The organism is Vogesella indigofera (assembly GCF_028548395.1).
Taxonomy (GTDB): domain Bacteria; phylum Pseudomonadota; class Gammaproteobacteria; order Burkholderiales; family Chromobacteriaceae; genus Vogesella; species Vogesella indigofera_A.
The window spans coordinates 134,695-148,518 of record NZ_JAQQLA010000012.1 but is presented as its reverse complement, the minus strand read 5'-3'; the positions used below and the strand labels follow the sequence as shown (position 1 = coordinate 148,518).

Below are 13,824 nucleotides of genomic sequence, written 5' to 3'. Positions count from 1 at the left end.
GATGCTGGTTATTTGTCGAGCGGGATCATGACCACGCGCTCTTGTTCGAGATAAATCTGGGTCGGCTTGCCCTTGATGCTCTGCGGCAAGTCCTGTTCGATGGTGCGGTACACGCCGGCGATGGAAACCAGTTCGGCTTCCATGCTCTTGACGAAGATGCGCGCCGCGGTGTTGCCGCGGGCACCGGCCAGGGCCCGGCCGCGCAGCGGCGCGTAGACATGGATGCTGCCGTCGGCGATCAGTTCCGCGCCGGCGCTGACCATCTCCAGCACCACCAGATCGCCGCCCTTGGCGTAGATCTGCTGTCCGGCGCGCACTGGACGGTCGATGATCATGGTCGGCGTCGGCAGGATGCTGTCCGCGACGGGGGCCGCCGCTGCCGGCGCGCTGACGCTTTCCGCGCTGCTCTTGCCGCCACCGCTGCCGCTGATGAACGGCAAGCCTAGGCGGTGGGCGAGGGCGGCGTATTGCGTATCGCGGTGGCGGACGGCGGCAATGTGCAGGCCGTGTTGCTGCAGCATGGCGCAGACAGGGGCCAGGGTGTTGCTATCCGGCGCCGGTAGCTGCTCGATGTCCAGCACGAAGGGCTCGGGCTCGTGGCTGTTGAAACGTTGCTGGATGGCGGCTTGCAGGGCGGGCAGGTCGGTGCTGCGCAGCACGATGGCCAGCAGGTCAAGACTGGCGGATTTGATGTCGAAAAGGTTGGCCGCAGAACTCATTGGATTTTATCGCCGGATGGATAGATTTATTTTATGGCTGGAGTGTATCGCTTTGTCCTGAGCCTTTCAATCAAAGGCTGGTGTCATTGCCGGTACCGCAGATCACGGTGACTGCTACGGCGAGGGCGTGCTTGCTGGCGACGCTTGCCGGTGCGCACGGTGGTCACCGGCCGGACACACTGCTGCAATGCATGACTGCCATGATGAATGTGTTTGCTGTTGTAAAAATAGCAACTTAGCGATGTTGCGCTGCAACAAAATGATTGACATTGATGCGGTGCAACACAATAATGCAAGCTGTTGCAATGCGGCAACGACGAGTTTCAAGACGATATTGCTGCTGAGTGTTTCATTTTTCGAAAAGGATTAATCATGTTTACTACTGCACAAGAGTTTTCCGCTTTCGGTCAGTCGCAGTTCGACAAAGCCGTCCGTTTTTCCGGCATCCTGCTGGCCAGCGCCGAGCGCCTGGCAACCCTGCAGCTGGAAATGTCGCGCAAGCTGCTGGCCGAGAATGCCCAGACGCTGAAGCAGCTGTCGGCGATCAAGGATCCGAAAGCGCTGGCCGAATTCCAGAGCAGCCTGACCCAGCCTAGCCTGGACAAGGCCTTCGCCGCGGCACGTGAAGTCTACGATGTCACGCTGGCGGCCCAGACCGAGCTGACTTCCTTCGTGGAAGAGCAGGTTGCCGAAACCAACAAGAACGTCCTGGATGTGATCGACCGTCTGGCGAAAAACGCACCGACCGGTTCCGACGCTGCGGTACAGGCGCTGAAGAATATCGTGACTTCCAGCAACGCGGCCTTCGAAAGCGCCGCCAAGACCGCCAAGAAAGTCGGTTCCGAGTTTGCCGAAGCCAGCGTTGAAGCGGCCGAAACCTCGGCCAAGGCCGCCTCTGCTGCGGTCAGCCGTACCCGCAAGGCGACGCCGTCCGCTTCTGCCTGATCGACACGCATCATTCGGTTTGACCGAAACCTCCCGTGCCTGCACGGGAGGTTTTTTCGTTTCTGCCTTCTCTACTGGCCGTTGGCGGCGGCACTGTGCCGCGCTTGACGTGCATCAAAGCACGATTGCCGCCACCGGCTATGCTCTCGGTATGAGGTGAGCGGTGTCGGCAAGCGGCGCCGCTGATCTGAGTTTGCCTGTGGCGAGCAAGCAAGGTGTCGGATCAGGGATTGATTTGGCGCTGGCAGGCAAACGACGCTTTTCCTCTTGATGTGTGTGTTTGGGGTACGGTGGTGGGCCGTACCCCTTTTTTTGTCTGCCATAAGCCCGTGCTGCGCTGCGCGGGCTTTTTGCATTGCGGCCAACGTTGGCCGCAGTGCCGCCGCCGTTATGGTTTCGCGGGTCCGGCGCGGTGGCGAGTGCTCGGCCTGCCGTTTCCACCGTCTTTCTCATATCGCCGTTGCTGCATTGCAAATGCTGGCCACCACGGCCCGCTGATGCCGGCTCCGGCTAGTTCGCAAAATCTGAACAAGACATTCAGTTTACTTCGCTATTAATAGAATTAGACCAGTCGTATAGTTACAGCATTGCTTCTGTGGTCATTGTCGGTACAGGCTGACCTGAAGCCCGTCGTTACTAGCACCATAAAATAGCTGTACAAATTATTCGAATCAAATGCTGAAACAATCAAAGCTACCAATTTAAATAAAAGGATATTGATCATGAAAAAGCTGCTAATTACCTCTATCGCTGTTGTGCTGGCCAGTGTTGTTGCTCCGGTTTACGCTGCCCCTGCTGCTGTGCAGCAGCAAGATGTAGAGATGACTGCGAAACGTGATGGCGGCGATGCTCCATACATGATCGCCCGTCGTGACGGTGGTGATGCGCCGTACATGGTCGCCCGTCGTGAAGGCGGTGACGCCCCGTACATGGTTGCGCGTCGTGAAGGCGGCGACGCCCCGTACATGGTTGCGCGTCGTGAAGGCGGCGACGCCCCGTACATGGTTGCGCGTCGTGAAGGCGGCGACGCCCCGTACATGGTCGCCCGTCGTGAAGGCGGCGATGCCCCGTACATGGTTGCGCGTCGTGAAGGCGGCGACGCCCCGTACATGGTCGCCCGTCGTGAAGGCGGCGACGCCCCGTACATGGTTGCGCGTCGTGAAGGCGGCGATGCCCCGTACATGGTTGCGCGTCGTGAAGGCGGCGACGCCCCGTACATGGTTGCGCGTCGCGAAGGTGGTGACGCCCCGTACATGGTCGCCCGTCGTGAAGGCGGCGATGCCCCGTATATGGTCGCCCGTCGTGAAGGCGGCGATGCCCCGTACATGGTTGCGCGTCGTGAAGGCGGTGATGCGCCGTACATGGTTGCGCGTCGTGAAGGCGGTGATGCGCCGTACATGGTTGCCCGTCGTGAAGGCGGTGACGCTCCGTACATGATTGTCTAAGCCTCTACAGGAAAAAACCCCGCTTGCAACAAGCGGGGTTTTTTTGCGACTGCTACCAGCCGGCGTCGTGCTTAGCGCACGATAGGCTTGTAGCGGATGCGCTTCGGCTTGGCGCCTTCTTCGCCCAGACGTTTCTTCTTGTCGGCTTCGTATTCCTGATAGTTGCCGTCGAAGAAGGTCCACTGCGATTCGCCTTCCGCCGCCAGGATGTGGGTGGCGATACGGTCGAGGAACCAGCGGTCGTGGGAGATCACGAACACGGTGCCGGCGAATTCCAGCAGCGCGTCTTCCAGCGCGCGCAGGGTTTCCACGTCCAGGTCGTTGGACGGTTCGTCCAGCAGCAGCACGTTGCCGCCCTTGAGCAGGGTTTTGGCCAGGTGCAGGCGACCGCGTTCGCCACCGGACAGCATGCCGACCTTTTTCTGCTGGTCGCCGCCCTTGAAGTTGAAGCGGCCGAGGTAGGCGCGGCTGGACATCTCGAAGCGACCAACGTTGAGGATGTCGAGGCCGCCGGAGACGTCGTCGAACACGGTCTTGTCGCCTTCCAGCGTGTCGCGGTGCTGCTCGACGAAGGCCATCTGCACGGTCTGGCCGATCTTCACGGTGCCGCTGTCCGGCTGTTCCTTGCCGGCGATCATCTTGAACAGCGTCGACTTACCGGCACCGTTGGGGCCGATGATGCCGACGATGGCACCCGGCGGAGCCTTGAATGACAGGTTGTCGATCAGCAGGCGGTCGCCGAAGCCTTTCGACACGCCGTCGAATTCGATCACTTCGTTGCCGAGGCGCTCGGCCACCGGGATGAAGATTTCCTGGGTCTCGTTGCGCTTCTGGTAGTCGTGGCTGGATAGCTCCTCGAACTTGGCCAGACGCGCCTTGGATTTCGCCTGGCGACCTTTCGGATTCTGGCGTACCCACTCCAGCTCCTGCTTCATCGCCTTCATGCGCGCGCCTTCCTGCTTGCTTTCCAGCTCCAGGCGCGCTTCCTTCTGCTCCAGCCAGCTGGAGTAGTTGCCTTTCCACGGGATGCCTTCGCCGCGGTCCAGCTCCAGGATCCATTCGGCGGCGTTGTCGAGGAAGTAGCGGTCGTGAGTGACGGCGACCACTGTGCCGGGGAAGCGCACCAGGAACTGCTCCAGCCACTCCACCGATTCGGCGTCGAGGTGGTTGGTCGGTTCGTCCAGCAGCAGCATGTCCGGCTGCGACAGCAGCAGCTTGCACAGCGCCACGCGGCGTTTTTCACCGCCGGACAGCGGGCCGATCTTGGCGTCCCACGGCGGCAGGCGTAGCGCGTCGGCGGCCAGTTCCAGCTGCAGCTGCACGTTGTCGCCGGCGCCGGCGGAGATGATGGCCTCCAGTTTGGCCTGTTCTTCGGCCAGCGCGTCGAAATCGGCGTCTTCTTCGGCGTAGGCGGCGTACACCTCTTCCAGCCGCTTCTGCGCGCCCATCACGTCGCCCATGCCGCTTTCCACTTCCTCGCGCACGGTCTTGTCAGGGTCGAGCTTCGGCTCCTGCTCCAGGTAGCCGATCTTGACGCCGGCCAGATGCTGCACCTCGCCGTCGTACTCCTTGTCGACACCGGCCATGATGCGCAGCACGGTGGATTTGCCGGCACCGTTGAGGCCGAGCAGGCCGATCTTGGCACCGGGGAAGAAGGACAGCGAAATGTCCTTGATGATCTGGCGTTTCGGGGGAACGATCTTGCTCACGCGGAGCATGGACATCACGTATTGAGCCATAGGTTGTGCTTGATTCCTGCTGGATTGCGATAGGGAGATTAACCGGGGAAGTGTAGCAAATTCGGCGTGTCCGTGCCGTGCGGCCAACGTTGGCCGCAACCGGCTCAGAACAGCAGCGCGAGGATGAACACGCCGAGCATGGCGAAGGCGCAGGCGATCTTGGCGACGGTGCCGGCCAGAAAGCCGAGGAAGGTGGCGGCACCGACGCGGCTGGCCTGCGGCAGGTTGCGGCGTGCGATCAGCTCGCCGATGACGGCGCCGAGCACCGGCCCGGCGATGGCGCCGAACAGGCCGAAGAACAGCCCGACCAGGCCACCGATCAGCGCGCCGATCAGCGCCTCGCGGCTGGCGCCGCTTTTCTGGGCGCCGAGCAGGCTGGCGGCACTCTCGATCACCATGCCGGCCACGGCGAGCAGGACGATGGTGGTCAGCGGCCAGAAGCCGACGTGCACGAAGTTGCCGTTCCACGCCGCCAGCAGGAAACCGGCGGCGAGAAGGCCGAGGCCGGGCAGGGCGGGGTAGATGGTGCCGGCGAGGCCGATCAGCACCAGCAGGATGGACAGCAGATACCAGAGCAGGGACAGGTCCATGGGGTCTCCGAAGGCAACAGGGGGAGAAACAAAGAAAACGGCGCGAGGCAGAAGTTCCGCCCGCGCCGTGTGTTGCGGCCAACCTTGCGGCTGGCAGCCGGTCAGCTGCTGTATTCCTGCAGCAGGGTTTCCTGCGCGCAGCGGCCCTTGCCGCGCGCCATGCGCCGGCGATAGCTGCCGTCGGCCTGCATTTCCCAGGCGTTGGTGTTGTCGTCGAGGTAGATGCGCAGCCCTTCCTTCATGATGCGGCGCTTCAGCTTGATGTCGAGGATCGGCACGCAGGTCTCGATGCGGCGGAAGAAGTTGCGCCCCATCCAGTCGGCGCTGGCGATGTACATGTCCTCGGCCTTGTCGTTGTAGAAGTAGAACACGCGGGTGTGCTCGAGGAAGCGGCCGACGATGGAACGCACGGTGATGTTCTCCGACAGCCCTTCCACGCCGGGGCGCAACGCGCACACGCCGCGGATGATCAGGCTGATCTTGACCCCGGCCTGGCTGGCGCGGTACAGCGCCTGGATCACCTGCGGCTCCAGCAGCGCGTTCATCTTGGCGATGATCTGCGCCGGCTTGCCGGCCTGGGCGTGGGCGATCTCGCGGTCGATGGCGCTGATGATCATGTTGTGCAGCGTGAACGGCGACTGGTACAGGTGCTTCAGCTCGCCGGCGCGGCCGAGGCCGGTGATCTGCACGAACAGGTCGTTGACGTCGCTGACGATGTCCTCGTTGCAGGTCAGCAGGCCGAAGTCGGTATACAGCCGCGCGGTGCGCGGATGGTAGTTGCCGGTGCCCAGATGCACGTAGCGCTTGAGCTGGCCTTCCTCGCGGCGCACCACCAGCAGCATCTTGGCGTGCACCTTGTAGCCGAACACGCCGTACACCACGTGCGCGCCGGCGTCTTCCAGTCGCGACGCCCAGCTGATGTTGGCCTCTTCGTCGAAGCGCGCCATCAGTTCCACCACCACCGTTACCTGCTTGCCGGCGCGGGCGGCGGCGATCAGCGACTCCATCAGTACCGAATCGGTGCCGGTGCGGTACACCGTCATCTTGATCGCCACCACCTCCGGATCGGTAGCGGCGTTGACCAGCATGTCGATCACCGGCTGGAACGACTGGAACGGGTGGTGCAGCAGGATGTCGCTCTTGCGGATGGCCTCGAACAGCGGCGTCTTCTTGGCTAGTGCCGGCGGCAGCGTGGCTTCGAACGGCGCGAATTTCAGGTCTGGGCGGTCGACCTTGTCCGGCACCTGCATCAGACGCACCAGGTTGACCGGGCCGTCGACGCGGTAGATGTCCTGCTGCTGCAGGTTGAAGGTGTGCAGCAGGAATTCTTCCATGTGCGTCGGGCAGGTGTCGGCGATCTCCAGCCGTACCGCGTCGCCATACTGGCGCTGACGCAGTTCGCCCTGCAGCGCGGTGCGCAGGTTCTTGACGTCGTCGTCGTCGACGTTGAGGTCACTGTCGCGGGTGACGCGGAACTGGTAGCAGCCCTTTACCGTCATGCCGGGGAACAGCTCCTGCACGTGCGAGTGCAGGATGGAAGACAGGAACACGAAGCTGTGCTGGTTGCCGCCGCACAGCTTGGCCGGCAGCTTGATCACCCGCGGCAGGATGCGCGGCGCCTGCACGATGGCTATGCCGGACTCGCGGCCGAAGGCGTCGGCGCCTTCCAGCTCGATGATGAAGTTCAGGCTCTTGTTGAGCAGTTTCGGGAACGGGTGCGACGGGTCCAGCCCGATCGGGGTCAGGATCGGCATCAGTTCGCGGAAGAAGTAGTCGCGGATCCAGGCTTTCTGTTCGCTGTCCCACTCGTTGCGGCGCATGAAGATGATGCCTTCGGCGCGCAGCGCCGGAAAGATTTCTTCGCGCAGCAGACGGTATTGCTCGCGCACCAGCGCATGGGCGGCCTCGGACAGCCGGGTCAGCACCTCGGCCGGCTTGCTGCCGTCGGCGAGGATGCGATCCGGGGTGACTTGTGCCGCTTCCTTCAGCCACGCCACCCGCACCTCGGCAAACTCGTCCATGTTCGACGACACGATACAGAGGAATTTCAGGCGCTCCAGCAGTGGCAGGCGTTCCTCTTCGGCCTGCGCCATGACGCGGCGGTTGAACTCGATCAGGGCCAGTTCGCGGTTAAGCAGGTTTTCGTGTGTCGTCGGCATTTTATGCATTGGTACTGGTGCGGGAGTAAAAAAAAGCCCTCACGGGGAGGGCGCGGTCGTTTGTTACTGCTGCGGCGTGAAGCCGGCGACCTGATCGGCCCCCTGGCCGAAGAAGTAGGCTTCCAGCTGCGCAGCCAGATATTGGCGGGCGCGGGCATCGGCCAGGCTGAGGCGGTTTTCGTTGATCAGCATGGTCTGGTAACGCAGCCAGCCCTGCCACGCCTCCTTGGAGACGTTTTCCAGAATGCGCTGACCCAGTGCGCCGGGCAGCGGAGGGAAGTCCATGCCTTCGGCTTCGCGACCGAGCTTAACGCAGTTGACCATTCGTGCCATGGTGAATTCCTTGAGAAGTGTCGAAACGATAGAGACTAATTGTGTCACAGAGATGACAGGTCACCAAACTTTGTGCCGCCGCCGCCATTTACAAGGCTTTGATCAGCACTTTGGAGCGGCGGTTGTGGTTGTACAGCTCGCGGCGTGACTGCGGCAGCTGCTCGATGTTGGCCGCAACGAAGCCGCGCTCGGCAAACCAGTGCGCGGTCTGGGTGGTGAGGATGAACAGCGCCTTGTAGCCGTACAGCCGCGCGCGCTGCTCCACGTGCTGTACTAGCAGGTCGCCGAAGCCGCTGTTGCGGCGGTCGGCGCTGACCGCGAGGCAGGCCAGCTCGGCCATGCCGTCTTCCGGGAACGGCAGCATCGCGACGCAGGCGGCGATGCGGTCGTCGTGTTCCAGTACCGAGTAGTTGCGGATCTGCATTTCCAAGTGTTCGCGGCTGCGCTTGATCAGGATGCCCTGTTCCTGCAGCGGGCGGATCAGCGCCAGGATGTCGCCGACGTCCTCGATGCTGGCCTCGCGGATCTTGACCAGCGAATCGCGCGCGATCATGGTGCCGGTGCCGTAGTCGGTGAACAGTTCCACCAGCAGCGCGCCGTCGTCGTCGTGGCTGACCAGGTGCGAGCGCACCACGCCCTCGCGGGTGGCGCGGATGGCGTAGGGCAGGCTGAGGCGGCACTCCTCGCTGCTGATGCCGCGCTGGTAGATCGCCTCCGCCTGGTCGGCGGAGATGGCGTTGTGCAGCACGCCGTCGGCATCGACCAGGCCGTGGCCCTGCACCAGGAAGATCAGCTTTTCCGCCTTCAGCTCGATGGCGGTATGGCAGGCGACCTCTTCCATGGTCATGTTGAAGGCCTCGCCGGTCGGCGAGTAGCCGATCAGCGAGGTCAGCACCAGCTCGCCGCGGTTGAGGCGCTCGTTGATGGCCTCGGTATCGATCTTGCGCACGCGGCCGCTGTACTGCATGTCGACGCCGTCGATCACGCCCAGTGGCTGCGCGGTGACGAAGTTGCCGCCGGCGACGCGCAGGTGGGCGCCGTGCATCGGCGAATTGGGCATCCCCATCGACAGGAAGGCTTCCAGATCATGGCGCAAGCCGCCGACCGCCGATTTCACCGCCTCCAGCGTCGGGCCGTCGGTCACGCGGCGGCCCTGGTGGAAGTGGCGCGCAATGCCGCGCAGGCGCAGTTGTTCGTCGATCTGCGGCCGCGCGCCGTGCACCAGCACGATGCGCACGCCGAGGCTGACCAGCAGGTTCAGGTCCTGCGCCAGACCGTACAGGTTGCCGCGCGCCAGGCTCTCGCCATTGACGGCGACGACGAAGGTTTTGCCACGAAAGGCGTTGATGTAAGGCGCCGCCTCGCGAAAGGCGAGCACAAAATCAGGGTGCAGCATGATGGGCCCCACAGGTAGACAGCCACAAAAACGCAAGATTAGCAGGAATGATGGCTTTATAGACAGTGCCGGCACCGGCGTGCGCGCTGCGGCACGCTAGCGGCTCGGCGCTGCCCGCCGCCGGGGACCGGTCGCGGGCCAAGGTTGGCCGCAACGGCCGCCCGCCGCGGCAATGACAATGGCCGGGCACCTTGCGGCGACCCGGCCATGACGGACAGCGGCAAAGACTCAGGACGGGGTCTTCTTGAGCATGATCTGCTGCACCTTGAGGATGTTCAGCGCCTGGTTCAGCTGCACGTCGTTGGCGGCATCGCCGTTGCCATTGCCATTGCCGTTACCGTTGCTGTCGCCGTTCTTCGGCTTGTCACCGTTGCTGGCGGGCTTGGCGGCCGGCTTGGCCACCGGCTTGGCGCTTTCCGCCGGATCGTTCGGGTTCTGCAGGTGGCGTTCCAGATCGGCCTCACGTACGCGCAGCGAGGCCAGCGCTTCGTTGCCTTCCTCGACTACGATGTCCGGCACGATGCCCTTGGCCTGGATCGAGCGGCCGTTGGGGGTGAAGTAGCGCGCGGTGGTCATCTTGATGCCGCCGTTGTTGGCCAGCGGCAGTACCGACTGCACCGAGCCCTTGCCGAAGGTCTGGGTGCCGACGATCAGCGCCCGCTTGTGATCCTGTAGCGCACCGGCGACGATCTCCGAGGCGGAGGCGGAGCCGGCGTTGACCAGCACCACCAGCGGCACGTTCTTGATGGCCGGTGGCACCTTGGCGTAGTCGCTGGTCCCCTTGGTGCGCTGGTAGTCGCGCGGGTTGGCGTACAGGCGCATCTTGGAGTCGCTGGCGCGGCCCTCGGTGTACACCACCAGCGCATCCTGCGGCAGGAAGGCGGCGGAGACGCCGACGGCACCGTGCAGCACGCCGCCCGGATCGTCACGCAGGTCCAGCACCATGCCCTTCAGCGGCGTCTTGTTGTCCTTGTACAGCTGGGTCAGTGCCTGCGCGAAGTTCTCGACGGTGTGTTCCTGGAACTGGGCGACACGGACGTAGCCGAAGCCCGGTTCCAGCAGCCGCGACTTCACGCTCTTGGTCTTGATCACCGCGCGGGTGAGGGTGAAGACCAGCGGCTTGGATTCGGTCTTGCGCGCGATGGTCAGCGTCACCTTGCTGCCCGGCGCGCCGCGCATCTTTTTCACCGCGTCATTGATCGACAGGCCACGCACCGGGGTGTCGTCGATCTTGACGATCAGGTCACCGCTCTTGATGCCGGCCTTCTGTGCCGGGGTGTCCTCGATTGGCGCCACCACCTTGACCAGACCGTCCTCGGTGCCGATCTCGATGCCGAGGCCGCCAAACTCGCCCTGGGTGCCTTCGCGGAATTCCTTGAACGCCTCCGGATCGTAGTAGTCGGAGTGCGGATCCAGGCCGGACAGCATGCCCTTGATCGCCTCGTTGATCAGCTTCTTGTCTTCGACCGGCTCGACATAGTCCTGCTTGATGCGGCCGAACACCTCGGCAAAGGTGCGCAGCTCGTTGAGCGGCAGGATGCCGTTATTCTTGTCGGCAAAGGCCTGGATGCTGATGGTGAGCGCACCGCCCACCAGGGCACCGGTGGTCAGCAAGGCAAGTTTGCGTAAGCGGGGAGAGCTCATGGTGTGTGTTCCGTTCGTACGGGCTATCGTGCCCAGGACTGTGGATTGATCGGCCGGCCCATATAGCGCAGCTCGAAGTAAAGCCCGGTTTCGCCGCTTTCCAGACTGCCGCTGGCGCCGAGCACGTCGCCGCCGCGGACCGTGGCGCCGTTGCCGCGCACCATGGTGGCAAAGCCGGTATAGACCGTCATGTAGTTGCCGCCGTGATCAATGATCATCGCATTGCCGAAACCGCGCAACCAGTCGGCATAGACCACGGTGCCGTCGGCGACCACGCGTACCGGGCTGCCGGGGGCGACCTTGATGAACATGCCCTTCCAGCTGGCGCCCTCGCCGCGGCGCGCGCCGAAGCGGCCGCCGATTTCGCCGGCCACCGGCAGTTTCAGCCGCCCTTGCAGGCTGCGGAAGGCGTTGCCGGACAGGCTGGCATCGGCCACCTCATCCACCGTTTCGACCCTGGCCGGGGCTTTCGGTTCTGCCGGCAGCGGTTTGCCCTGCTTTTTCGCGTCGGCGACCTGCTGGCGGCGTTTCTCTGCGGCCAACTTTGTCGCCTGTTCGCGCGCCTTTTTCGCCTGTGCGGCCTTGGCGGCGGCGGCGAGCTGGCGGCGGCGGATGTCGGCGTTGATGCGGGCGATCAGCGCGCTCAGTTCGCGCTCGTCTTCCTTCAGCTGCTGCAGTTTCTGCTGCTGGTTGCGGATGGCGCTGTCCAGCTGGCTGACCTGCTGGCTGTGCTGGTTGCGAGCCTGCTGCAGCTGGCGCTTTTCCTGCACCTTGGCGCTGGACAAGCGCCCCAGCCGCACCAGTTCGTCCTCGATGCGCTCGCTCATCGCCTGCAGCTGCACTTCCTGGTCGCGCAGTGTCTGGATCAGGCTTTGCTGCGCGCGGTGGATGTGGGTGTAGTAGGTGAGGTCGCGCGCGCTCTGGTTCGGGTCCTGGGTATTGAACATGATGGCCATCGCGTCCTGCTGGCCGCGCTTGTACTCCGCCGCCAGCAGGCGGCTGACGCGCTGCCGTGTCTCGGCCACCTTGATGCGGATGGTCTGCAGCTCGGCCTGCAGCGTGTCCAGCTGGCTGCTGCTGGCATCCTGCTTCTTCTCCAGCTCGTTCAGCACCTGATGCGTGGCCTGCAGCGCCTGTTCGGACTTGGCGATTTCGCCGGCGGTCTGCTGCCGCTCGGCTTCCTTGCGCGCGATGTCCTGTTGCAGGCTGCTGATTTCCTTGCGCACCGTGTTGAGGTCCTGCTGCGGCGCGGCCGCCGGTGGGGCGGCCTGCGCCACGCCGTACAGCGCGCCGAGCAGGCTGAGCGTCAGGCGTGCTTTCACTGGAACTCGATCAGCGAGTGACCGGTCATTTCGGCCGGTTGCGGCAGCCCCATCATCGCCAGCAGCGTCGGGGCGAGGTCGCGCAGCGCGCCGCCGTCCTGCAGCGTGGCGTTGCGGCCAACGTACAGCAGCGGCACCTTTTCCAGCGTGTGCTGGGTGTGCGCCTGGTGGTGGATCTCGTCGTTCATCTGCTCGCAGTTGCCGTGGTCGGCGGAGATCAGCACTTCGCCACCGATGGCCTGCATCGCGTCGACGCAGCGCTTGACGCAGGCATCCAGCGTTTCTACCGCCTTGACCGCGGCGTCGAAGATGCCGGTGTGGCCGACCATGTCGCAGTTGGCGTAGTTGCAGATGATGACAGCGTACTGGCGGCTGTGGATGGCGTCGACGATCTTGTCGGTCACCTCCGGCGCGCTCATTTCCGGCTGCAAGTCGTAGGTGGCCACTTTCGGCGACGGTACCAGGATGCGGTCCTCGCCGGGGTAGACCTGCTCCTCGCCACCGTTGAAGAAGTAGGTGACGTGCGGGTATTTCTCGGTTTCTGCGATGCGCAGCTGCTTCAGGCCGAGGCTGGACAGGTATTCGCCGAGGCCGTTGCGGATCTTCTGCGGTGCGTAGGCGACCGGGTGGCTGTAGGCCTCGCCGTAGGAGGTCAGGCTGGTGAACAGCGCGAATTTCGGCTGGCGTGCCTTGAAGCCGTCGAAGGCCGGATCGGTCAGCGCGGTGGTCAGCTGGCGGGCGCGGTCGGCGCGGAAGTTCATGAACACCACCACGTCGCCGTCCTGCATCTGCAGTGGCTCGCCGACGATGGTGGCCTTGACGAATTCGTCGTTCTCGTCGCGGGCGTAGGCGGCGGCCAGCGCGTCGTGGCTATTGGCGGCGTGGAATTCGGCTTCGCCTTCCACCAGGGCCTGGTACGGTGCCGCCATGCGCTCCCAGCGCTTGTCGCGGTCCATCGCCCAGTAGCGGCCGCAGACGGTGGCGACGCGCGCGTTCGGGCAGCGGGCCAGCACCGCGTCGAGGCGCTTGAGGTAGGTCTCGGCGCTGCGCGGCGGCGTGTCGCGGCCGTCGAGGAAGGCGTGCAGGGCGATGCGGCCAACGCCGGCCGCCTGCGCGCCTTCGATCAGCGCGTGGATGTGGTTTTCATGGCTGTGCACGCCGCCATCGGACAGCAGGCCCATCAGGTGCAGGGTGCTGCCCTGCTGCTTGGCGGTGGCGATCGCCTGTGCCAGCACCGGGTTGGCGGCCAGCGTGCCGGCCTCGACGTCGCAGTCGATGCGGCTGATGTCCTGTTGCACGATGCGGCCGGCGCCGATATTGAGGTGACCGACTTCGGAGTTGCCGAACTGGCCGGAGGGCAGGCCGACATTGTGCTCGGAGGCGTCCAGCGTACTGTAGGGATAGCGCGCTTTCAGCGCGTCCCAGTTCGGGGTGTTTGCCGCCAGAATGGCATTATCGTCGCCTTCGAGGCGGTGACCGAAACCGTCAAGGATGAGTAGCAAAACCGGCGTAACAGTAGCCATGATGTCCAA

At 64.0% G+C, this 13,824-nt stretch carries 12 protein-coding genes; 3 read left to right on the top strand and 9 right to left on the bottom strand.

The annotated features are described in order from the left end of the window. Positions 1-8: 8 nt before the first annotated feature. The gene (gene minC / locus PQU89_RS16410) at positions 9-719 is read right to left on the bottom strand and encodes a septum site-determining protein MinC (protein WP_272766735.1); all 711 of its coding nucleotides are present in this window, start codon (positions 717-719) and stop codon (positions 9-11) included. Between minC and PQU89_RS16405 the strand changes: the two genes are divergently transcribed. From PQU89_RS16405 to PQU89_RS16395, 3 genes are all read left to right on the top strand, one after another. Further along, the gene (locus PQU89_RS16405) at positions 719-958 is read left to right on the top strand and encodes a hypothetical protein (protein ID WP_272766734.1); all 240 of its coding nucleotides are present in this window, start codon (positions 719-721) and stop codon (positions 956-958) included. The two genes, minC and PQU89_RS16405, sit on opposite strands and share 1 nt — an antisense overlap. Positions 959-1,091: 133 nt before the next feature. Further along, positions 1,092-1,664 carry a phasin family protein gene (locus PQU89_RS16400; RefSeq protein ID WP_272766733.1) on the top strand — a complete coding sequence of 191 codons (573 nt, stop codon included), beginning with the start codon at positions 1,092-1,094 and terminating at the stop codon, positions 1,662-1,664. 821 nt (positions 1,665-2,485) lie between these two features. Next, complete coding sequence (locus PQU89_RS16395) at positions 2,486-3,109, top strand: hypothetical protein (protein WP_272766732.1); 624 nt, start codon at positions 2,486-2,488, stop codon at positions 3,107-3,109. A 71-nt stretch (positions 3,110-3,180) separates the two neighbouring features. Here PQU89_RS16395 and ettA read toward each other — a convergent pair whose 3' ends face one another. From ettA to gpmI, 8 genes are all read right to left on the bottom strand, one after another. Next, a complete protein-coding gene (ettA, locus tag PQU89_RS16390; RefSeq protein WP_272766731.1) occupies positions 3,181-4,848 on the bottom strand; it encodes an energy-dependent translational throttle protein EttA in 1,668 nt (555 codons plus the stop codon). 104 nt (positions 4,849-4,952) lie between these two features. Then, on the bottom strand, positions 4,953-5,438 hold the full coding sequence (locus PQU89_RS16385; RefSeq protein ID WP_272766730.1) for a DUF456 domain-containing protein: 486 nt from the start codon (positions 5,436-5,438) through the stop codon (positions 4,953-4,955). 101 nt (positions 5,439-5,539) lie between these two features. After that, on the bottom strand, positions 5,540-7,597 hold the full coding sequence (gene ppk1 / locus PQU89_RS16380; RefSeq protein WP_272766729.1) for a polyphosphate kinase 1: 2,058 nt from the start codon (positions 7,595-7,597) through the stop codon (positions 5,540-5,542). A 63-nt stretch (positions 7,598-7,660) separates the two neighbouring features. Then, positions 7,661-7,930 (bottom strand): oxidative damage protection protein, encoded by a 270-nt coding sequence (locus PQU89_RS16375; RefSeq protein WP_189352884.1) that lies wholly within the window; start codon positions 7,928-7,930, stop codon positions 7,661-7,663. Positions 7,931-8,018: 88 nt separating this feature from the next. Then, positions 8,019-9,326: an amino-acid N-acetyltransferase gene (argA, locus tag PQU89_RS16370; protein ID WP_047966218.1), complete on the bottom strand. Its 1,308-nt coding sequence runs from the start codon at positions 9,324-9,326 to the stop codon at positions 8,019-8,021. Positions 9,327-9,554: 228 nt separating this feature from the next. After that, positions 9,555-10,970: a S41 family peptidase gene (locus PQU89_RS16365; protein ID WP_272766728.1), complete on the bottom strand. Its 1,416-nt coding sequence runs from the start codon at positions 10,968-10,970 to the stop codon at positions 9,555-9,557. Positions 10,971-10,993: 23 nt separating this feature from the next. Further along, positions 10,994-12,292 (bottom strand): murein hydrolase activator EnvC family protein, encoded by a 1,299-nt coding sequence (locus PQU89_RS16360; RefSeq protein ID WP_272766727.1) that lies wholly within the window; start codon positions 12,290-12,292, stop codon positions 10,994-10,996. Then, the gene (gpmI, locus tag PQU89_RS16355) at positions 12,289-13,815 is read right to left on the bottom strand and encodes a 2,3-bisphosphoglycerate-independent phosphoglycerate mutase (protein WP_272766726.1); all 1,527 of its coding nucleotides are present in this window, start codon (positions 13,813-13,815) and stop codon (positions 12,289-12,291) included. Before gpmI ends, PQU89_RS16360 begins: the two co-directional genes overlap by 4 nt. Positions 13,816-13,824 lie beyond the last annotated feature (9 nt).

Coding starts and splice junctions, on each gene's coding strand:
- PQU89_RS16375 (WP_189352884.1), bottom strand. CDS start 7,930: ATGGCACGAATGGTCAACTGCGTTAAGCTCGGTCGCGAAGCCGAAGGC.
- PQU89_RS16365 (WP_272766728.1), bottom strand. CDS start 10,970: ATGAGCTCTCCCCGCTTACGCAAACTTGCCTTGCTGACCACCGGTGCC.
- PQU89_RS16400 (WP_272766733.1), top strand. CDS start 1,092: ATGTTTACTACTGCACAAGAGTTTTCCGCTTTCGGTCAGTCGCAGTTC.
- argA (WP_047966218.1), bottom strand. CDS start 9,326: ATGCTGCACCCTGATTTTGTGCTCGCCTTTCGCGAGGCGGCGCCTTAC.
- PQU89_RS16395 (WP_272766732.1), top strand. CDS start 2,486: ATGACTGCGAAACGTGATGGCGGCGATGCTCCATACATGATCGCCCGT.
- gpmI (WP_272766726.1), bottom strand. CDS start 13,815: ATGGCTACTGTTACGCCGGTTTTGCTACTCATCCTTGACGGTTTCGGT.
- minC (WP_272766735.1), bottom strand. CDS start 719: ATGAGTTCTGCGGCCAACCTTTTCGACATCAAATCCGCCAGTCTTGAC.
- ettA (WP_272766731.1), bottom strand. CDS start 4,848: ATGGCTCAATACGTGATGTCCATGCTCCGCGTGAGCAAGATCGTTCCC.
- ppk1 (WP_272766729.1), bottom strand. CDS start 7,597: ATGCCGACGACACACGAAAACCTGCTTAACCGCGAACTGGCCCTGATC.
- PQU89_RS16385 (WP_272766730.1), bottom strand. CDS start 5,438: ATGGACCTGTCCCTGCTCTGGTATCTGCTGTCCATCCTGCTGGTGCTG.